This is a genomic window from Campylobacter sp. GTC17093 (assembly GCF_055397635.1).
Window position 1 is genome coordinate 92,536 of the sequence record NZ_AP038832.1, and the last position, 20,139, is coordinate 112,674.

Consider the following 20,139-nt stretch of genomic DNA (forward strand, 5'->3'; position numbering starts at 1 on the left):
TAAACAAAATCTGCTCATATTTTTACTGTATTTATCTTAAAAAGTAATAAAAAAAGTTATTTTATTTATCGTAAAATTTCACTTGGATGGTGAGACATGAATTTGGTTCTATGCTCTTTTGGCACAACATCAACAAAACATGCTATTATAAATAAAATAATCAGCCCAACCAAATATACATAAATAAATCCGTTACCCGCAAATTGTTGCATAAAATAGCCTATTATAATTGGCCCTAAAAGAGAACCAAGTGAGTAGTTTAGTAACAACGTAGCACTTATTTGCGTTGCTTCGTTTTTGCTATTTAATACATCATTTGCCCTAGCAACAGCAAGAGCATAAAGACAAAATATACCAATACCCATAAAGAAAACAAAAATTTTATAAAATAAGATATTGCTACCAAAAACCAACATAAGCAAGATTGATATAAAAGATATAACACAAGATAACATGATAGAGAACTTTCTGCCAAATTTATCAGAAAAATAACCAAAAAAGATATGTCCTAAAAATCCACCAACCATAGCTATAAGTAAAAATAGTGAAGCATCCCTTATATCGCCACCAATTGAGATTATAAAAACACCGCCCATAGCAAAAAATCCACTCATTAAAATACCAGCTATAAAACTTGTTACCAAGGCTAATGGAACTAAACTAAACACATTTGGTATAAAAATTTTCTTTTTTGGCGGAAGCATTGGCTCTTTTATCTTTATGATATTTAATGGAATTGAGCCCAGCATTATAAAAAAGGCGGATAAAGCAAATACTTGTGAAGATTCTAAATCAAATGATAGTAGTAACATACCAAATGCTGATGATATATAATAAATCGCAGTATAAAAACTAAAAACACGTGAACGAATTTCATTTCTTGATCTAGCATTTATCCAACTTTCTACAACCATACAAATACTATAGTATGAAAAACCAAGCATGCATCTTAGTATAGCCCATAAAATTATATTACTAACAAGATCATGTAAAATAGCAGATACAGCAAATAAGGCAGTAAAAATAGCGTAAGATCTGATATAGCCATAACTACTTATAAATTTATATCCAAATATAGAACTAATAATGGCTCCAAGAAAAAAGCAAGATGTTATGATACCTATATAAAAGTCATGTATATTTGCAGTTTTTAGCATCATACCAGCTGAATTTAAAGCTAGCGAGTTTCCAACAAATATAAAAATTATAGCAACAAAAAGAGCTGTTAAAATTTGTAAAGTTCTTTTTGGACTTATCATATACTTCCTTTCAATCTAAAATCTATTTTTATCCTTTTTTGACAATAAATAAAAATATACAACTAATCCAGCAAACAACATTAAAAAAGATAAAATTTGACCCATACTAAGACCTAGAAAAACTTTTCCTATTTGCACATCTGGTTGTCTAAAAATTTCACTAATAAAACGCATTATAGAATACAAAATAACATATAATGAAATAATTTCGCCATCAAATTTTTTATATTTTCTATATATATAAAGTATTACAAATACCAAAGCTCCTTCTAAAAATGCTTCATAAAGCTGGCTTGGATGTCTTAAAACTCCGCCAACATTGATTGCCCAAGGCACATCTGAAACAATGCCTACTAATTCTTGATTTAAGAAATTTCCAATCCTACCAAAAATATAACCAAGAGGTATACAAATAGCAACTAAGTCAAGTAATTTCCATGCATTTTGATTGTGTTTCTTACAAAACCAAAACGTAGATATTATAAAGCCAATTACAGCGCCATGATAGCTCATTCCACTGATACCCACAAACTTTCCATTATAAAAAGGATTAAATATCTCCCAAGGATGTGTTAAATAAAACATTTGCGCATCTGAATATATAAAAACAAATCCAAGTCTTGCGCCTAAAATAACACCAATTTCAACCCATATAAAGTAGTTATCTAATATTTTGTCATTAAAAGGAAGGTTATCTTTTTTTACAAAATACTTAGCAGCTCCAAGTGCAACAAGAAGAGCTAAGACATACATAATGCCATACCAGTGGACATTTACCCCAAAAATACTAAAAGCAATAGGATCAAATTTAGAATATATTTCGCTCCACCAACTCATACTATGCCTTTAGAGCAAGAGAGGTTTTTAGAAGATTACAAAAATCAGCCAAAAAATAGCCTATAGCTTTATAGTAATCACTATTAGCATTTTCTTGCAAGTATGAAGCAAGCGCTCTTGCTGGATGGATATAATATTGTGTTAAAACATACCCTAAAAGCATATGTGATTTTTCATCTTTATCTTGTTTTAAGATTCCAGATAAAAGCACTAGTATGTTTGATATATGCGAACTATTTAATTCTTCAAAAGGCTTTTTAAATTTAATATTTTTAAAAAAATCATCAACTTTAGCAGAATCATTTAGCTTAAAATATACAGTATCAAAACTATCTTTTAAACTTTCAAAATCTTTTACTACATTTTCATAATTTTCATTTTTAATAGATTTTTCCCAATATTCATGACCTTTTATATTTTCAGCATTATCATTTTTAACTATCCAATTTTTTGCCATATTTTCAAAGTGATTTTTATCTATTACACCTTTGAAATTTGTAGCAAATATTAAGCACATAACAGAGTATAATTCACCAACTTTCATATAAATCCTTAAAATTTTTAAACTACTATCCTATCAAAATTTTTATTAATATACATTGATAACTAAATTTCATTTGCTTTTTTTATCTTATCTATGCCAAATTTTAACCAAATTTTACTAAAAGTTTTGTCTAATTTTTTTTGTTTTATATCATCTTCATAACTAAAAAGAGATGTTGAATTTTCTGGTTTTAAAGAGAAATTTGTGAGATTTATCCCTATATAAATAATGCTTTCAAAACTATATTTATCAACCTCGTCAAATAATTTCATACATACACAGTTTAACAAATCTATACAAAATGGTTTATTTGGAGTAGACCTTTTGGCAAATTCGTACCGATTTTTATATCTAATTTTTAACTCATAACTCATTGGATTTAAATTATTTTTCAAAACCTCAAAACCAAGATGTCTACACATTATAGAAATTTTACGTCTTACTTCATCTCTGCTTATGGTTGGGAAAAAAGTTCTACCAAAACCTATGCTTTTTGAAGCCCTTTTGGTTATTATTTCACCATCATTTATACCGCAAATTCTATTATAAATTTTGATACCATTTTTCCTCATTTTTTCAAATATACTTTTGCACTCAATTGCTTGAGAAATGGTTCTTATAGAGTGATTATATAAAAACTTTTGTGTGCTTTTTCCAATACCTGGGAATTTTGCAATATCAACATCTTTAAGGTCTTCTTTTAAGTTTTTTACATCTAAAAACTTTATGCCAAATGGTTTTTTTAAATCAGTTGCAAGTTTAGCTAAAAATTTACCTTCACAAAGTCCAATACTGCAAGGAATTTTAAATTTTTCAAGTATGCTTTGTTGTAAAAACCTAGCAAAATTCATATAATCATTTTGATATTTTGTTCCTTTTAAATTTAGAAAAAACTCATCTATACTAAATTTCTCAATCTCTGGAGTAAAAGTATATAGAAATTTATAAATTTCAGCAGATATTGCTCTATCAAATTCCATATCATTTTGAACTAACTTTAGTTTCGGATATAGTTTCAAAGCTTCATTTACACTCATAGCTGAACAAATACCAAATTTTCTTGCCTCATAACTAGCGCTTAAAATAACACCTTTGTTTGAGTTTTGTACTACCTCATCACCAAAAATATTACTATTATTTGAGCCAACTACAGCAACTATTTGATCTTTTAAACTATCATCTTTTATTCTTGCTGCCGAAACAAAAAAACAATCAAGATCGATATGTAAAATCATTTTTATTTCAAATTTTCATGAACCTAAGTTTAAGAGAGTTTAGTACAACGCTAAAAGAACTTATGCTCATTGCAATTGCACCATACATTGGCATTAATATTATTCCAAATGGATAAAAAACACCAGCTGCAACTGGTATAAAAAAAGTATTATAAATAAAAGCCCAAAATAAATTTTGTTTTATAGTTTTCATTGTTTCTTTGGCTAATTTTATAAAATGAATTATAGATTTTAAATCACTATTTACTATAACAATATCTCCACTTTCTTTTGCTATATCACTTCCACCACTCATAGCAACTGATATATCAGCAGCTTTTAACGAAGGTGCATCATTTATACCATCGCCAACAAAAAGAACTTTCCCTTTTTGCTTAAGATTCTCAATAAAAATATATTTGTCTTGAGGCAATAAATCTGCATAAACCTCTTTAATGTCCAGTTGTTTTGCTATATAATTTGCAACATTTTTAGTATCGCCTGTTAGCATTATGGGCGTTATATTCATTTTTTTCAACTCATCAATAAGTTCTTTTGCTCCATCTTTTATACTATCACTTAAAACTAGATATCCGCTAAAGTTTGAGTTATAAGCCACCATTATAACGCCAAAACCATCGTTTGTTATTTTATTTATTTCGTCTAAAATATCATCTCTTATATATACACTATTTTCTTGCATTAATCCCAAATTTCCGATAATAACATGAATATTTTCTTGAGATGCAATAATGCCTTTTCCTGGGATACTTTTGTGTTCACCATTAAATTTTGTAGCGCACATGCAATTATTTTTAGCATATTCTACAATAGCCCTAGATATAGGATGTTCACTTCTTTCTTCAACACTAGCAACAAAAGATAAAATTTGATCACTTATAAAAGATTTTTTAACACTTATTTCACCTTTACTTAAGGTTCCAGTTTTATCAAAAACACCAAATTTTATATCTTTCATATTTTCTAAAGCCTCTGGATTTTTTATCAAAACTCCTTTTTTAGCACCAGCTCCCAAAGCACATACTATAGCAATAGGAGTTGCTAATCCAAGAGCACATGGACAAGATATGATAAGAACGCTAGCTGCCAAAATAAGCCCAAAAGATATGCTTTCATATATAGACCAAAAAGCAAAAGTAACTATTGCGATCAAAATTACACTTGGTACAAAAATATTTGCCACTTTATCTGCGAATCTTGAAATAGGCATTTTTTTAGAGCTTGCTTCACTCATCAAGTTTAAAATTTGATGAAGCATAGTATCCTTTTGATCTTTAATAACTCTTATGGTCATATAGCCATCTATGTTTATGCATCCAGCATAAACACAATCTCCCTTTGAATGAAACACAGGTAAGCTCTCACCACTTAAAAAAGATTTATCCACATCGCCACTGCCTTCTATTATAATTCCATCGCAAGGTATATTAAAACCACTTTTTACAATAACTATATCATCTTTTTTAAGATCTTCTACACTAACTTCTTCTAGCTGTGCACCTGTTGAAACTTTAAGTGCAGTTTTTGGAGCTAAATCCATTAGTTTTTTTATATAATCACCTGCTTTTAATTTAGACCTTTCTTCCAAAAACTTCCCAAGAGTTACAAAAGTAATAATCATAGCACTACTGCTAAAATATGGGTATCTTAGGTTTTGTGGAACAAAATCAGGAAATAAAATAACAGCTACTGAGTATAAATACGCAACCAATACTCCAAGAGATATAAGCACATTCATATCGAAATTTTTATTTTGCAAAGCTTTTTTTGCATGTATAAAAAAATGTCCACCACAATAAAACACAACAACACTACTAAGAATAAGCATAGCCAAATTTAAGTTAAAATTTGGCCGCATATACATCTCTATAAACATTATAAGAACTGAAAATACAGCTGATATAAAAAGCTTTATTAACAAGCTTTTTATATAAAGTTGCCTATATTTTTCAAGTTCTTTATAATTTTTTACAACATTAAATCCAAGGGATTTTATCTTTTTTATAACATCTTCTAAAATATCATCATTTTCTAGCACAAACTCTCCACTTGAGTTTGCAAAACTAACACTTGCAGACTTTACGCCATTTATCTTGCTAACGCTTCTTTCTATACCAGTAGAGCAATTAACACAATTCATTCCGCTTATGTTAAGTTTTATTTTCTCAGACATTTTAAAGTTCCTTTTTTACCGAAAATCCAATATCATCTAAAGTTTCAAAAAGAAGTTTTTCTTTATCTTTTACATCTAACGAAATGGTTTTGTTTTCTACATCAACCTCAACTTCGCCAAAATCATCTTTTAGTGCATTTTTTACCAAATTTGCACAGTTATTACATTTAACATTTTCTAACTCAAATTTTCTCATCTTATATCCTTTAACATATGAAAATACTCATGTCCGGCTATACTTACAATGCAGTTATCATAAAATCCTAAAGATTGATAGAATTTTTTTGTTTTTAGTTTAAGCACATCTACAACTAAAGAGCATTTTTTTATATCTAGTTTTTTTGCTTCATCCATAGCATGTTCTAGTAACTTTGTTGCAATTCCTCTTCTTCTAAAATTCTCATTAACAGCTATAGTATCTATATAATACTCATCATTAAAACACTCTTTTTGTATTTTATAGTTTTTATTTTTAATCTTTAATCTTGTGATTATGGGTTCTAAAAGCTTATCTCTTGAGTTTGAATCATAAGCACACATTGCAGCAACAACTCTTTTGTTTTCTTCATAGACAAAAATATTTTCAAAGCTATACAAATTATTCTTTTGTGTGAAAAACTCTTTTAAAATTTCTTTGGCTTCATCTTTATCATCTACACCAGTTAAAACAAAACTTATATCTTCAAGAGCCAAATCTATAAGATCTATAACATCATTAGCATCTAAAAGCTCGGCTTTTCTTATCATAAATAATCCTTTAATTATTTAATTAAAGGATTATATTTTAGATTATTAAATTTTTCCTTACGAAATTATTAACAAATCAAATAAAGCTATGTTTAAATTTAGAAAGAAATTGATATAATTTCCCCAAATAATTTAATCTTATAAAGGAAGAATATGCCTAAAATTACAGTAATCGAAGGTCCAAATATCAATATGTTAGGAAAAAGAGATCAAGGCACATACGGAGTTATGAGCATGGATGATATTCATAAACAAATGAAAATAGTAGCAGATCAAGCTAACGTTGATATAGAGTTTTTTCAAAGCAATTTAGAAGGTGAGATAGTTGATAAAATTCAAGAATGCTATGGAGATAGCGATGGCATAATTATAAATCCAGCTGCATACTCGCATACTTCTATTGCTATAAGAGATGCTATAGAAGCAGTTAGACTTCCGGCAATAGAGGTTCACATAAGTAACATCTACAAAAGAGAAGATTTTAGACAAAAAAGTATGGTTAGTCCAGTAAGCGCTGGCTGCATAGTAGGATTTGGTCCACTTGGCTATCATCTTGCAATGATAGCAATGCTTCAAAGATTTGAACAAATGAAAGCTTTTAACGAGTCTCAAAAATCACAAAATGAGCAGTAATTTTATACTTAAAAATGAAAATGCGATTTTTTATGAGTGCGGATATAGTTGCGATAATGCACTATATCTTAGCTTAAAAGATGAACATTTTTTTATCACAGATGCAAGATATGGTATTGAAGCTAAAGAAAAGATAAATGATGCTACCATCATAGAATCAAGCTCTCTCATAAAAGACGCAAAAAAACTTATAAAGAAATTTAACATAAAGAAAATAGATTTTGATCCTTTAAGCTTTTGTGTTAGTGAATTTAAGGATCTTAGCTCAAATTTAAATTTAAAATTTATACCATCTTTAAATTTCTCACAAAAAAAACGAGAGATAAAAACACACCACGAAATTTCATTATTAAAGCAAGCATCAATTTTTGGAGAAAAATGTTTTGATGAACTAGCAGATTTTATAAACAAACATAAAAACTTAAGCGAAGAAGAGATCAATTTTAATGCAGAGATGATATTTAGGCAAAATGGTACACTTGGTCTAAGTTTTGAGCCAATTACTGCAATAAATGCAAATGCAGCAAAAGCTCATGCACTTCCAACAAAAACTAAACTAAAAAATGGGGATTTAATTTTAGTTGATGCTGGGGTTAAGTTTAAAAGATACTGTTCAGATAGAACAAGAACTGCATTTTTTGATGATAATCTAAATTTTAAAAAAGAACAAATTTACAAAAATCAAAAACATCAAGAAATTTATGATATTGTAAAACAATCTCAAACCTTAGCTATAAAAGCTATTAAACCAGGAGTTTTGGCTTGTGATATAGATGCAATTGCAAGAGATTTTATATCAAAAAACGGCTATGAAAAAGAGTTTTTTCACTCAACAGGACATGGTGTAGGACTTGATATACATGAACTTCCAAGAATTAGCCCAAAAAGTAAAACCGTACTAAAAGAAGGCATGGTTTTTAGTGTCGAACCAGGCATTTACATAGAAAATGAATTTGGTATCAGGATAGAAGATGTTGTAGTGGTGACAAAAAATGGATGTGAAATACTCTAAAAACGATTTTTTTCAGTTTAAAGATGTGCTTAAGTTTGTAAAAAGTGATTTTTTTCCTTTTTACAGATGTAAAAAAAGTTACAAATATAGCGTTATTTTGGGACTTGGCGGCAATGTAGGAAAAGTTAAACAAAGATTTGATAAAATATTTCAAATTTTATCAAAGGATAGGCGTTTTTACTTAGCGGAGAGTTCGCCAATTGTTTTAAATAAAGCTTTTGGTTTTAAAGCACAAGATGATTTTTTAAATGCTATTTTGTTTTTACAGACAAATGTACATCCAAAAGAGGTTCTAAAAATCATGCTAAATTTAGAACTTAAGTTTAAAAGAAAAAGACCATTTAAAAATGCCCCAAGAACGATAGATTTAGATATTTTATATACAAATACAAAGATAAAAAGTAAAAGACTAATAGTGCCTCATCCTGGTGTGAATGAGCGCGCTAGTGTTATTTTACCACTTGGTTTGATGAGATTATAAAAGGAGATTTTTTGGCTACAAAATTCCATACATTTACAGGAACTAGTCCGATAGAAGCATTAAGAAAAGCTCAAGAAAAATGTGGCGATAAAGCTATGCTTGTTACAACAAAACAAATTCAACCAAAAACTCTAAATAAAGAAGCTTTATTTGAAATTTTAGTAAGCGTTGAAGAAGATGAAGAGCCACAAATACCAAAACAAAGTTATAAAAAACCAAATCCTTATTTAAATCAAACAAACACAAAACCAAATACTATTTCGCCGCTATCTCAAGCACCTAAAAAAACACCAGAAGATGTTTTGCTAAACATATCACAAGCAACACAAAATCTCAAAGATGCAACCACAACAAATAATAGTGAAATAAAATCTATAAACAACGAACACTATAATAAAAAAATTGACAATGTTTCAAAACAAGTAAATGATATAAACGATAAAATTACAATGATAGCTGATATGTTTTGGGACGAAAGAGCTCCAGCTAGAAACAACCTTATAATTCCACCTGAGTTTTCTGGGATTTATAAAGCAGCAAGCAAAAGCGGTATGAAATGCGAGCACTTAGAATCTATCATGAAAGCTACAATTGAGTGTATGCCAACAAACATTAAAGCAAATCCAACTGCTGTAAAAAATTTCTTTTACACATTTTTGAGAAAAATGCTTCCTTGTAGAGTAGACCAAAGACATAACTCAAAAAAACAAAAAATCATGATGCTAGTTGGTCCAACTGGCGTTGGAAAAACGACTACTTTAGCAAAGCTTGCAGCACGTTTTGCCTACATAGGAGATGTGAGATATAAAACTGGAATCATAACGCTTGATACTTACAGAATTGGCGCAGTTGAACAACTTTTTCAGTATGCAAAACTTATGAAACTACCAATATTAGATGTTATACAGATAGAAGATTTTAAAAATGCTATAAAAAACCCAAAACAATGTGATGTAATTTTGATTGATACAATTGGAAGTAGTCAGTATGACAAAGAAAAACTAAATAAATTAGATAGTTTTTTGAAAAATAGCGATGCGGATATTGATGTAACGCTAGTTATGTCTGCTGGTTCCAAAGTAGAAGATATGCTAGAAATTTATAATAATTTCTCTTTTTTACATATAGATACAATGATTATAACAAAATTTGATGAAACAAAAATGTTTGGCAATGTATTTTCTTTAATTTACGAAACAAAAACTCCAGTTAGCTACTTTTCAATAGGACAAGAAGTGCCAGATGATTTAATGGAAGCAAAGAGTGAGTTTTTAATAGAATGTGTTCTAGATGGCTTTGATGGAAAGGTAAACAATGATAAATCAAGCAAATAAGCTCCAAAGCCTAGTTTCCAAAGAAAACAATAAACAAAAATCAACACATTTTATCGCTATAACAAGTGGAAAAGGTGGTGTTGGCAAAAGCACAATAAGTGCAAATTTAGCAAATATTCTTGCAAATAATGGCTATAAAGTTGGACTTTTTGATGCCGATATTGGACTTGCAAATCTTGATGTTATACTAAATGTGAAAATGCACAAAAACTTACTAAATGTACTAAAAGGAGAATGTTCACTAAGTGATATCATAATTCCTGTAAAACAAAATCTAGTTTTAATACCAGGAGATAGTGGAGATGAAATTTTAAAATACAATGATCATTTTTTATATGAAAGATTTTTAGGAGAAGTTAGCGATCTTGATTATTTAGATTTTCTAATTATTGATACTGGCGCAGGAATAGGCGATCATATCCAAGTTTTTCTTCAAGCAAGCGATGAAGTCATTGTTGTAACCGTTCCAGATCCTGCTGCTATAACTGATGCTTATGCAACCATAAAAGTAACTTCAAAGATAAAAAATGATCTTTTAATGATTATTAATATGGCCAAGGATGAAAAAGAAGCTACTAAAATTTTTGAAAACATACAAAAAGTTGCACAAAATAATATACAAAATCTAAATTTGACAATGCTTGGGTATATTCAAAATGATAAAAATATAGCAAAAAGTATAAAACAAAGAACTTTATTTACCGAAGATACACCATTTGGAGTTTCTAGTAGCGAAATGAAACAAATGACTTCGAAACTTCTTTACAGATTGGAACGAAAAGTGCTTGAAGATGATGGTAGGAGAAGTATTAGTAATTTTTTTAAACAACTAATGGAACAATTTTAACTAAGGAAAGTTTATCTTGAAGGCCGATAATTTTATAGCATTTTTTACAACTTGTGGCTTTTTTATAGGAGTTATGTTTGTAATAATAAAAATATCAGACCCAATTGAAATGGTCATATATACGCTGCTTATTACATTTTTCTTTTATTTAGTGATACATTTAGCTATAATGAACTACATAAAAGTTAGCAAACAATCATTTAATCTTTTTTTCAATAAAGAAAGACATGAGGAAATAAATGATAAACTAATAGCTGAATTATCTATGAGAGAAAGAAGAATGGAAAATATTTTATCTAACTTATCATCAGAAAAACTAAAAGCTAGAACATTGGATAAAAAGCATGGACGAAAAGCAGCAAAACAAGCAGCATAATGCTTATGCTCATGCCATAAAACAAGAACAAGATGCACTTGTCTTACAATATATGCCTGCACTAAAAGCAATGTCCTTTAGACTAAAAGAAAGGCTTCCAGCTAGCATAGATGTAAATGATTTAATAGGCATTGGTGCAACTCAAATGATAAAAATGTCAAGAACATACGACAAAACACAAAATGACTCATTTTGGGGTTATTGCCAAAAAAGAGTTTATGGCTCTATGCTTGATTATCTTCGCTCTCTTGATACAATTAGTAGATCAAATAGAAAACTCATAAAACAAGTTGAATTAGAAATAGATTTATATTTTAGTGAACACGGCAAAGAACCAGAAGATGAATACTTAGCGGAACTTTTAAATGAAAGTATAGAAAAAATCAAAGAAGCAAGAACAGCAAGTGATATAAATTCGATAATGCCAATTGATGACCAAATTATAAGCCCCGATCAAGAAAGCACCGAAGATAGAGTTTCAAGAGATGATTTGCTTGAAAAAATAGAAGAAGTTTTGGCAACATTTCAAAAAAGAGACCAACTTATAATTCAACTATATTATTATGAAGAGTTATCGCTTGCTGAAATTAGCGAGATTTTAAATATCTCTCAATCTAGAATTTCACAAATTCACAAAAAGCTTATAAATAAAATAAAAGAAAGATTTGGAGCCTAGATGGCTGATATACTTACACAAGAAGAAATTGACGCCCTACTTGAAGTGGTGGATGAAGATACAGATGAAACTATAGCAACTCCGAATAAAAAAGAAAATTTAGAAGAAAGAGAAATCATTATCTATGATTTCAAACGCCCAAATAGAGTCAGCAAAGAGCAACTTCGTGCCATAAAAGGAATTCACGATAAACTAGCTAGAAATCTTGCTTCTCAAATTTCAAGCATTATGAGAAGTATCGTAGAAATAAGGCTTCATTCGGTTGATCAGATGACTTATGGTGAGTTTTTGATGTCTCTTCCAAGCCCTACAAGTTTCAACGTTTTTTCAATAAAACCACTTGATGGAAACTGTGTTTTAGAGATAAATCCTAGCATTGCATTCCCGATGATAGATAGACTTCTTGGCGGAAACGGCGAAAGTTTTGAAGAAAACAGAGAACTAACAGATATAGAAATAAATCTTCTAGATGCCATTCTTCGTATAATTATGCAAAGATTAAGAGAATCTTGGAGTCTAATAACTGATATCTATCCAAACATAGAAACCAAAGAAAGTTCACCAAATGTCGTTCAAATAGTATCTCAAAATGAGATTGTTATCATGCTTGTTATGGAAATTATCATAGGAAATTCTAGCGGTATGATAAATATATGCTACCCAGTAATTTATCTTGAACCTATTTTATCTCGTCTTGCAAGCAGAGATGTTATGCTTGGTGAAACTTCAGCAAAGAAAAGTAGAAACAAAGAGTTAAAAACTCTCGTCGGTAGAGCCGAAGTTATTTATGAGGCTATTTTAGGCAAAGCCATGATAAGCGTTAATGAGTTTTTAGACCTTGAAGTTGGAGATATTCTAAGACTAGATAGGCCAGCTGATGATAAAGCCATTGTAACAATTGATAAAAAAGATGTATTTTTAGCACAAATTGGACTTCATAGATTTAGGAAGACCATAAAGATAGAACAGCTCATAAAAACAGATAAAGATGAGATAAAATCAATTCTAGAAGAGTTTGAAGAAGAAAGAAAAGCAAAAGCATTAGCTTTTCAAAATGAAGCAACAATTGATGACGATGATGAAGAGTATATGGAAGAAGAGGAAAATATATGATAGATCAATTTTTAGATTTTTTCACAAAAGAAGTGGTTGCAACCGTAGAGGGCTTAACTGGAAAAAAAGCTGTATTTTCAAATAAAAGTGAAGATAATGCAAATGAACAAAATGCCATAAAGCCACCAGTTGTTGTAGCAACAATAAATGTAAGTGGTGCAACAACAGCAAAATTACTACTTTTATCAACTCCAATTTTCATGACAGCTATTGGTGAATGGATGATGGGAGAAGAAGAAATCACAAATAATGCCTCTTTAGGAGCTGATGAAATAGATGCAGCAAAAGAAGTATTTTCAAATATTTTAGGAGCATTTTCTACTACGATTGGAGCGCAAAAAGACCTTCCTAAGCTAAATTTTGAAGTTTCAAAAGTCGTATTTCTAGATCAGAAACAAACCCTAGATCTTAGCTCATACGACAAGGCTTATACTTATGAAGTAAAAATAGAAGGACTAAATGAACATTTTGGACTAGTAACAGATCTTGCACTAAATAAACTTCTAAACCCATCTGCCCAAAAAGCCCATCAAGATAAAGCAGAACAGTCTTTAAAATCATCTTTTACAAATGATGAGATGAGAAATATTAACCTTATTATGGATGTAAGACTTCCTATAAGAGTAAGGATTGGTTCAAAGAAAATGCTTTTAAAAGATGTTTTAAGCATGGATATAGGATCAGTTATAGAATTAAATCAACTAGCAAACGATCCGCTTGAGATTTTAATAGGAGACAAACCCGTTGCTCTTGGTGAAGTTGTGATAATAGATGGGAATTTTGGAATTCAAATCACTGAAATTGGAACTAAAAAAGAGAGGTTAGAGCAACTTAGATGATAGAAAATATGTTTAACGAACTTACCCTACTAGATGGTATTTTTGAAAAAGAAAATAAATACATAACTTTTTTTGGATCAGCAAGATTAGAAGCTGATAATATTTATTGTAAAAAAGCCTATGAAATTGCAAAAAAGTTAGCTGATAATGATTTTTCTATAGTAACTGGCGGTGGCGATGGTATAATGCAAGCTGCAAATAAAGGCGCATATGATGCTGGCAAAAATAGTATTGGCATAAATATACAACTTCCTTTTGAACAAGATTCAAATCCATATATAAATAAAGGAACAAAACTAAAAAATTTATCTCTAAGAAAATCCGCACTTATTGAATATTCAAAAGCTTTTATCGTTTTTCCAGGCGGATATGGAACACTTGATGAGTTATTTGAAATTTTATGCTTAGTGCAAACTAAACTAAGGGAAGATAATAAAATATATTTAATTGGTATAGATTTTTGGTCTAAGTTAGATGACTTTATAAGAACTACTTTAGTTGAAAATATGACTATTTCTCCAAATGACTCAAATTTATATACAATAGAAGATGATATAAATAAAGTATTTAACTATATTATAAATTCAGCAAAATAAAATATAAATTTAATTACAATTCTCCTTAATTGAAAAACAAGGATAAAAATGAAGATTATGATGGCAATGAGTGGGGGCATAGACTCCTCATATGGCGCAAAGCTTTTTAAAGACCAAGGTCATGAAGTTATTGGGTGTTATATGTTGCTTCATAATAAACCAGGATATCATGAAGAAAATATACGAAGAGTTAAGGAAGTTGGAAAATATCTTGGAATAAAAACAGAAATTTTGGATTTGCAAGATAAGTTCAAAAAAGAAGTTTATGACCCTTTTATACAAATTTATAAAGATGGCAAAACGCCTAATCCATGTGCACTTTGCAACAAACAGATAAAACTCGGTTCTTTACTTGAGCACGCTTTAAATTTAGGATGTGATAAGCTCGCAACTGGACATTATGTTAGAATAGAAGATAATCTTTTAAAAATTGCAAAAGATTTAAGCAAGGATCAAAGCTATTTTCTTGCCAACATAGACCCTAAATCCATTCCATATATGATATTTCCACTTGGAGATAAGCTTAAAAAAGATGTAAAAGAAGAAGCTTCAAAGATCAAAGCTCTAGCTGATATTGCTGCAGGAAAGGAAAGTAGTGAAATATGCTTTGTTGAAAAAACCTATATAGAAGTTTTAAACGAGTATATTAAAACAGATATCCCAGGAATTGTAAAAGATAAATTTGGAAACAAAATCGGCTCACACAAAGGATACATGCATTACACAATCGGCAAAAGAAGCGGTTTTAGGATAGATGGTGCACATGATCCACACTATGTTATTAAAATAGATCCAAACAATAATGAAATAATAGTGGGAAATAAAGAAGATTTATTTCAAAGTGAGTTTGAAACGCAAAATTTTAATGCATTTGTAAATTTAAAAGAATTTACTGCAGCAATCAAGATACGATACAGAAGTCCAAAAATAAATGGTACAGTAACAGTAAACCAAAACGGAGCATTAATAAAACTAAGCGAACCAGCAAGTGGTATAGCAAGTGGTCAACTTGCTGTATTTTATGATGAACAAGATAGAGTTTTAGGAAGTGGTTTTATAAAATAAATTTATACTATCATTGTAAAAACTTAAAAGAATAGTTGTATCACAAATCACTTTTTAATCTAGTTAAGCTAAGTTTGTACTTAATGAAGTTGCGAAAATTTTGATTAAAAGTTACAGATAAAAATTGTAGGTGATTATATATGTCACCTACAATAACAATTAGACTAAATAGTTAAAAAATTTATTTTTAAAAACTCTATATATTTAGATTTGTCAAAATCTTCTACTCCTGCAACTCCATCATCAACAGCAGCTTGTGCAACTGCAGGAGCAACAAGCAAAAGAACTCTTTTGTCAAAAGGATTTGGTATGATATAATCTCTGCCAAAACTTAAATGAGGATTTCTGGTTAAATTCAAAATTTCTTGACTTACAGGCTCTCTTGCAAGCATAGCCAAGGCTTTTGCTGCAGCCATTTTCATATTTGGAGTAATTTTTTTAGCATGAACATCAATAGCGCCTCTAAATATATATGGGAAACCTAAAACATTGTTTATTTGGTTTGGAAAGTCACTTCTACCAGTTCCTATCATAGCATCTTCCCTAACTTCCATTATTTCATTAGGAAAAATTTCTGGAGTAGGATTTGCAAGAGCAAAAATAATAGGATAATCAGCCATAGATTTTACCATCTCTTTGCTAACTACTCCACCCTTACTAAGACCTAAAAACATATCAGCGCCCTTCATGGCATCTTCTAAAGTTCTAATGTTTGTATGTATTGCAAATTCTCTTTTTTGTTCATTTAAGTCAGTTCTACCGTCGTGTATAACGCCTCTTGAATCAAGCATTATAATATTTTTCACACCAAGTTCTTTATACATTTTAGCGCAAGCTATTCCAGATGCACCACTTCCATTTACTACAACTTTGATTTTATTAATATCTTTTTTTGAAATTTCAAGTGCATTTATAAGACCTGCTGTTGTTATCATAGCAGTTCCGTGTTGATCATCATGCATTATAGGGATATCTACAATCTCTTGGAGACTTTTTTCTATCTCAAAACATTCAGGTGCTTTTATATCTTCTAAATTTATACCACCAAAACCAACTGAAATTGCCTTACAAATTTCAACTATTTTTTTAGGGTCAGTTTCGTTTATTTCAATATCAAAAGCATCTATATTTGCAAACTTTTTAAATAAAACAACCTTTCCTTCCATTACTGGCTTACTAGCAGCTGCTCCTATATTACCAAGTCCTAAAACCGCAGTTCCATTGCTTATAACGGCAACCAAATTTGCTTTAGATGTATATTTGTAAATTAATTTTTCATCTTTTTCTATTTCTTTGCAAGGCTCTGCAACACCTGGACTGTATGCAAGTGAAAGATCTTCTGAATTCTCGCAAGGTTTTGTAACGCTTATAGCAACTTTTCCGCCTAAATGATACTCTAAGGCTTTATCTTGTAAAGTTTTATTCATTATCTAAAATTTTCCTTCTTTCTTTATTATTTTTAAATTTTTTTATGTTATCACCTTTAAATAAATAAAAAAGTTATATCATATAATTTTAAAAAATACATAACGATATGTTTACAAAAAGTAACATTTATGCATAACACCACATTAAGCTGATTTTTGATAAAATATAATTTGGCATGATAAACGGTCGCTTTGACATCTCACGTCACAGAGGAAAGTCCGAGCTGCTATAAGACATGGTTCCATCTAACAGATGGCTAGGGAAACCTAAGGGATAGTGCAACAGAAAGCAGACTTCCGCATTTGCGGTAAAGGTGAAACGGTAAGGCAAGAGCTTACCAGCGCTGTTAGTAATAACGGTGGCTTTGTAAACCCAACCTGCAGCAAGAAGGGGTGGTTTTAGTCTTATGTTAAAACCCTTCGCTTGAGCTAAATTGTAAAATTTAGCCTAGATAAATGACCGTTCTAGACAGAACTCGGCTTATCGTCATGCCTTTTTACACAAAACTTCTATAAAATTATAAGTTAAGATGAAGTTACTATCAAAATGATCTTGCAAATTTTTTAGACTATTTTTTGTAAGTTTAAATTTGCCATTTAAATTATTTACACCAGTCTGTTTTAAATGATTTAAAAGTTCTTTTAAACTATTAAATTTTAAAGACTTTTTATTAGTTTTTATATGCAAAACATCAAATTTTTCTAGCAATGCTAAGATATCTTGCTCTGATTTATAGTTTAAACTTTGATTTGTAAAACTACTTAATTCGCTAAGTGTACCAGAGACAAACATGCAAAAAGCAAATTTTCCTCCCCTTTTTATAGAGTCATAAATTTTATTTATTAGTTTTTTAAGTTCATCATCTTTATCAAACCACTGAAACACAGAAGCTGAAATTATAAGATCTAAATTTAAAGGTATTTCAAGCTCTCTAATATCGCCTATTTGATATGAAAAACCACTCGACATTAAATCAGTCTTATAAATATCGTTTAAGGTAAGTTTTTCAAATTTGAACTCATTTAAAATAAGCTTGGTTAAAATTCCAGTTCCACAACCTATTTCATATATATTTTTATACGATAAACCGTATATTTTTAAATTTTTTATTAGACTTTTGGCAGCAAATTTTTGAGCATATGCAAACTCATCATATCTGTTTGCTTTTTCAAACTTCAAAGATATCTCCTAAACTTTCAAAACAAAAAAATGGAAAGTGCGGGGCATTTATAAACTCTTTTTTACAAGTTAAATTTTCATAAGCTTTTATAGGAAATATAAAATCTTTTTTTGAAATGATAGTTTTATCAAAATTTACAATGTCTATTATTTTGTTATTTTGTTGTGAAAATTTATAAATTTGTTCTAACTCAAATTTAGAATTTGGGTTAAAATCAAAATTTACCCTACTTATATCTTTTAAAAAGCAAAGCCTTTTAAAGTTATCAAAATCAAACTCATCTATGCTTTTTTTAAATACATCTTTTGGTATGCCACGCTCTTCATCTATGCCATAAATTGTTCCATTTATAGCTATTTTTTGCACTAAATTTAAATCTTTAAATTTATCATCACTAAAAACCAAATTTACAGCCCAAACCCCCATAGACCAAGCAATCAAATATATCTCTTTGTTTTTTATAATTTCATAAAGGTTGACAAAATCCAATCTTGAGTAATCATAAACTACACATAAATCGCACTCTTTACCACAGATTGTTTTTTTTAGGCTACTTAGGCACTCGGGCAAAAACGAATATCCTAAAAAAACTAAAATAATTTTTTTGCTATCACTTTTACTTTTAAAAAACTCTATTTTCATCTAAAATCTCTTTAAGTTTTTTTAGCTCATCTTTTTTTATATCACCACGAAGTGATATCCTTAAGCGAGAGCTGTTTTTTGGCACAGTTGGCGGACGGATAGCTGGGATAAAATATCCATTTTGGCAAAGCGTTTGTGAAAGCTTGAGTGTTTTATCATTTTCATAAGTTAAAAATGGCTGTATATGACTATCATTTATACCAAGATAAGCTATATTTTGTTCTAAATTTTGCCTATACATGCTAAAATCTTTTGAAAGCACAAAATTGCTCCAAGCCACGCAAATACTTGGAATTGCGGTTGAAAAAATAAGGCTTCTTGCTGAGTTTACAAAGATGTCTTTATAAAATGCATTTGATAAAATCACAGCTCCGCTACTTCCTATACCTTTTCCAAGCGTAACAAGCAAAAAGTCTATCTCTTTATCAACGCAAAGAGTATGTGCATTTCCAAGCTCGTTTCTAACAAAAAATGAGTGCGCTTCATCTATATAAAGTTTAACATTTTTATACTCTTTTTTTATAGCACATAAATACGCTAAATCAGCATTATCACCATCCATACTAAAAACAGCTTCACTTAAAATGATAATTTCTTTAAATTTAGAGTGGTTTTTAGCAATTTGTTCATTTAGTATTTCATAGTTATTATGCTCAAAACGTTTGAAATTTGCTTTTGAAATTTTAAGTGCATCAATCATACTTGCATGTATTAGCTTATCGCATAAAAACAGTGTTTCAGAGCTACTTAAAGCAGCAATGCAACTTAAATTTGCACAATACCCTGTGTTAAAAATAGTGGCTTTTTTACCATCAAATTTACTCTCAAAATAGCTCTCTAGTCTATCAAACTCACTACTAGATGTATAGACAAGTCTACTTGCCCCACTTCCAAAAAACCACTCTTTATCTTTGCAAAGATTCAAAAACTCATATTTTAAAGATTTATTTGTAGCAATTCCAAGATAATCATTTGAGCCTAAATTTAGCAGTTTTTTACCATTAAGATATATAAATTTAGATGTAACTTGAGAGTGCTTTAATTCTCTAAAATTATCATGCTTTTTTGCATCTTCTATATCAAACATATCGACCTTTGAGTATTTTACGCAGTAAATTTAAA

General features: G+C 29.7%; 22 protein-coding genes and 1 other RNA gene. 12 read left to right on the forward strand and 11 right to left on the reverse strand.

What is annotated here, in order from left to right:
• Positions 1 to 65: 65 nt before the first annotated feature.
• The 7 genes from ACZ5VL_RS00425 to ACZ5VL_RS00455 all read right to left on the reverse strand — a co-directional run bounded on the left by ACZ5VL_RS00425 (position 66) and on the right by ACZ5VL_RS00455 (position 6,795).
• Positions 66 to 1,259 (reverse strand): MFS transporter, encoded by a 1,194-nt coding sequence (locus tag ACZ5VL_RS00425; RefSeq protein WP_464198914.1) that lies wholly within the window; start codon positions 1,257 to 1,259, stop codon positions 66 to 68.
• A 15-nt stretch (positions 1,260 to 1,274) separates the two neighbouring features.
• Entirely contained in the window at positions 1,275 to 2,096 is an 822-nt protein-coding gene (gene lgt, locus ACZ5VL_RS00430) for a prolipoprotein diacylglyceryl transferase (protein WP_464198916.1), read from the reverse strand.
• Between the two features lies 1 nt (position 2,097).
• On the reverse strand, positions 2,098 to 2,640 hold the full coding sequence (locus tag ACZ5VL_RS00435; RefSeq protein ID WP_464198918.1) for a hypothetical protein: 543 nt from the start codon (positions 2,638 to 2,640) through the stop codon (positions 2,098 to 2,100).
• A gap of 62 nt (positions 2,641 to 2,702) precedes the next feature.
• Positions 2,703 to 3,875 carry a Y-family DNA polymerase gene (locus tag ACZ5VL_RS00440; protein WP_464198919.1) on the reverse strand — a complete coding sequence of 391 codons (1,173 nt, stop codon included), beginning with the start codon at positions 3,873 to 3,875 and terminating at the stop codon, positions 2,703 to 2,705.
• Positions 3,876 to 3,882: 7 nt separating this feature from the next.
• Positions 3,883 to 6,048, reverse strand: a complete 2,166-nt coding sequence (locus ACZ5VL_RS00445) for a heavy metal translocating P-type ATPase (RefSeq protein WP_464198921.1) — start codon at positions 6,046 to 6,048, stop codon at positions 3,883 to 3,885.
• A gap of 1 nt (position 6,049) precedes the next feature.
• Complete coding sequence (locus tag ACZ5VL_RS00450) at positions 6,050 to 6,244, reverse strand: heavy metal transport/detoxification protein (RefSeq protein ID WP_464198923.1); 195 nt, start codon at positions 6,242 to 6,244, stop codon at positions 6,050 to 6,052.
• A complete protein-coding gene (locus ACZ5VL_RS00455; RefSeq protein WP_464198925.1) occupies positions 6,241 to 6,795 on the reverse strand; it encodes a GNAT family N-acetyltransferase in 555 nt (184 codons plus the stop codon). The genes ACZ5VL_RS00450 and ACZ5VL_RS00455 overlap by 4 nt, the downstream gene beginning before the upstream one ends.
• Before the next feature lie 153 nt (positions 6,796 to 6,948).
• On the opposite strand from ACZ5VL_RS00455, the gene aroQ reads away from it, so the two are divergent.
• Genes aroQ through mnmA form a run of 11 tightly spaced genes read left to right on the forward strand, consistent with a single transcriptional unit; the run spans position 6,949 to position 15,767 of the window.
• Positions 6,949 to 7,428: a type II 3-dehydroquinate dehydratase gene (gene aroQ / locus ACZ5VL_RS00460; protein ID WP_464198927.1), complete on the forward strand. Its 480-nt coding sequence runs from the start codon at positions 6,949 to 6,951 to the stop codon at positions 7,426 to 7,428.
• Positions 7,418 to 8,440: a M24 family metallopeptidase gene (locus ACZ5VL_RS00465; RefSeq protein WP_464198929.1), complete on the forward strand. Its 1,023-nt coding sequence runs from the start codon at positions 7,418 to 7,420 to the stop codon at positions 8,438 to 8,440. The genes aroQ and ACZ5VL_RS00465 overlap by 11 nt, the downstream gene beginning before the upstream one ends.
• Positions 8,421 to 8,921, forward strand: coding sequence for a 2-amino-4-hydroxy-6-hydroxymethyldihydropteridine diphosphokinase (gene folK, locus ACZ5VL_RS00470; protein WP_464198931.1), 501 nt, complete (start codon positions 8,421 to 8,423; stop codon positions 8,919 to 8,921). Before ACZ5VL_RS00465 ends, folK begins: the two co-directional genes overlap by 20 nt.
• 11 nt (positions 8,922 to 8,932) lie before the next feature.
• The gene (flhF, locus tag ACZ5VL_RS00475) at positions 8,933 to 10,255 is read left to right on the forward strand and encodes a flagellar biosynthesis protein FlhF (RefSeq protein WP_464198933.1); all 1,323 of its coding nucleotides are present in this window, start codon (positions 8,933 to 8,935) and stop codon (positions 10,253 to 10,255) included.
• On the forward strand, positions 10,236 to 11,102 hold the full coding sequence (locus tag ACZ5VL_RS00480) for a MinD/ParA family protein (RefSeq protein ID WP_464198935.1): 867 nt from the start codon (positions 10,236 to 10,238) through the stop codon (positions 11,100 to 11,102). Before flhF ends, ACZ5VL_RS00480 begins: the two co-directional genes overlap by 20 nt.
• Before the next feature lie 16 nt (positions 11,103 to 11,118).
• Positions 11,119 to 11,478, forward strand: coding sequence for a hypothetical protein (locus ACZ5VL_RS00485; protein ID WP_464198937.1), 360 nt, complete (start codon positions 11,119 to 11,121; stop codon positions 11,476 to 11,478).
• Positions 11,447 to 12,154 carry an RNA polymerase sigma factor FliA gene (locus tag ACZ5VL_RS00490; RefSeq protein WP_464198939.1) on the forward strand — a complete coding sequence of 236 codons (708 nt, stop codon included), beginning with the start codon at positions 11,447 to 11,449 and terminating at the stop codon, positions 12,152 to 12,154. Before ACZ5VL_RS00485 ends, ACZ5VL_RS00490 begins: the two co-directional genes overlap by 32 nt.
• The gene (gene fliM, locus ACZ5VL_RS00495; RefSeq protein ID WP_464198941.1) at positions 12,155 to 13,267 is read left to right on the forward strand and encodes a flagellar motor switch protein FliM; all 1,113 of its coding nucleotides are present in this window, start codon (positions 12,155 to 12,157) and stop codon (positions 13,265 to 13,267) included.
• Positions 13,264 to 14,106, forward strand: coding sequence for a flagellar motor switch protein FliY (gene fliY / locus ACZ5VL_RS00500; RefSeq protein ID WP_464198943.1), 843 nt, complete (start codon positions 13,264 to 13,266; stop codon positions 14,104 to 14,106). Before fliM ends, fliY begins: the two co-directional genes overlap by 4 nt.
• Entirely contained in the window at positions 14,103 to 14,702 is a 600-nt protein-coding gene (locus tag ACZ5VL_RS00505; protein WP_464198945.1) for an LOG family protein, read from the forward strand. The genes fliY and ACZ5VL_RS00505 overlap by 4 nt, the downstream gene beginning before the upstream one ends.
• A 48-nt stretch (positions 14,703 to 14,750) precedes the next feature.
• Positions 14,751 to 15,767, forward strand: a complete 1,017-nt coding sequence (mnmA, locus tag ACZ5VL_RS00510) for a tRNA 2-thiouridine(34) synthase MnmA (protein ID WP_464198947.1) — start codon at positions 14,751 to 14,753, stop codon at positions 15,765 to 15,767.
• Positions 15,768 to 15,931: 164 nt separating this feature from the next.
• Here mnmA and ACZ5VL_RS00515 read toward each other — a convergent pair whose 3' ends face one another.
• Positions 15,932 to 17,194 (reverse strand): malic enzyme-like NAD(P)-binding protein, encoded by a 1,263-nt coding sequence (locus ACZ5VL_RS00515; RefSeq protein WP_464198949.1) that lies wholly within the window; start codon positions 17,192 to 17,194, stop codon positions 15,932 to 15,934.
• A 171-nt stretch (positions 17,195 to 17,365) separates the two neighbouring features.
• Between ACZ5VL_RS00515 and rnpB the strand changes: the two genes are divergently transcribed.
• Positions 17,366 to 17,694, forward strand: an RNA gene (gene rnpB / locus ACZ5VL_RS00520) — RNase P RNA component class A.
• Here the strand turns inward: rnpB and ACZ5VL_RS00525 are convergent.
• Genes ACZ5VL_RS00525 through ACZ5VL_RS00535 form a run of 3 tightly spaced genes read right to left on the reverse strand, consistent with a single transcriptional unit; the run spans position 17,682 to position 20,104 of the window.
• Complete coding sequence (locus ACZ5VL_RS00525) at positions 17,682 to 18,374, reverse strand: methyltransferase domain-containing protein (protein WP_464198951.1); 693 nt, start codon at positions 18,372 to 18,374, stop codon at positions 17,682 to 17,684. The genes rnpB and ACZ5VL_RS00525 overlap by 13 nt on opposite strands.
• Positions 18,364 to 19,017, reverse strand: a complete 654-nt coding sequence (locus ACZ5VL_RS00530) for a pimeloyl-ACP methyl esterase BioG family protein (RefSeq protein ID WP_464198953.1) — start codon at positions 19,015 to 19,017, stop codon at positions 18,364 to 18,366. The genes ACZ5VL_RS00525 and ACZ5VL_RS00530 overlap by 11 nt, the downstream gene beginning before the upstream one ends.
• A complete protein-coding gene (locus ACZ5VL_RS00535) occupies positions 18,998 to 20,104 on the reverse strand; it encodes an aminotransferase class I/II-fold pyridoxal phosphate-dependent enzyme (protein WP_464198955.1) in 1,107 nt (368 codons plus the stop codon). Before ACZ5VL_RS00535 ends, ACZ5VL_RS00530 begins: the two co-directional genes overlap by 20 nt.
• Positions 20,105 to 20,139: the final 35 nt, after the last annotated feature.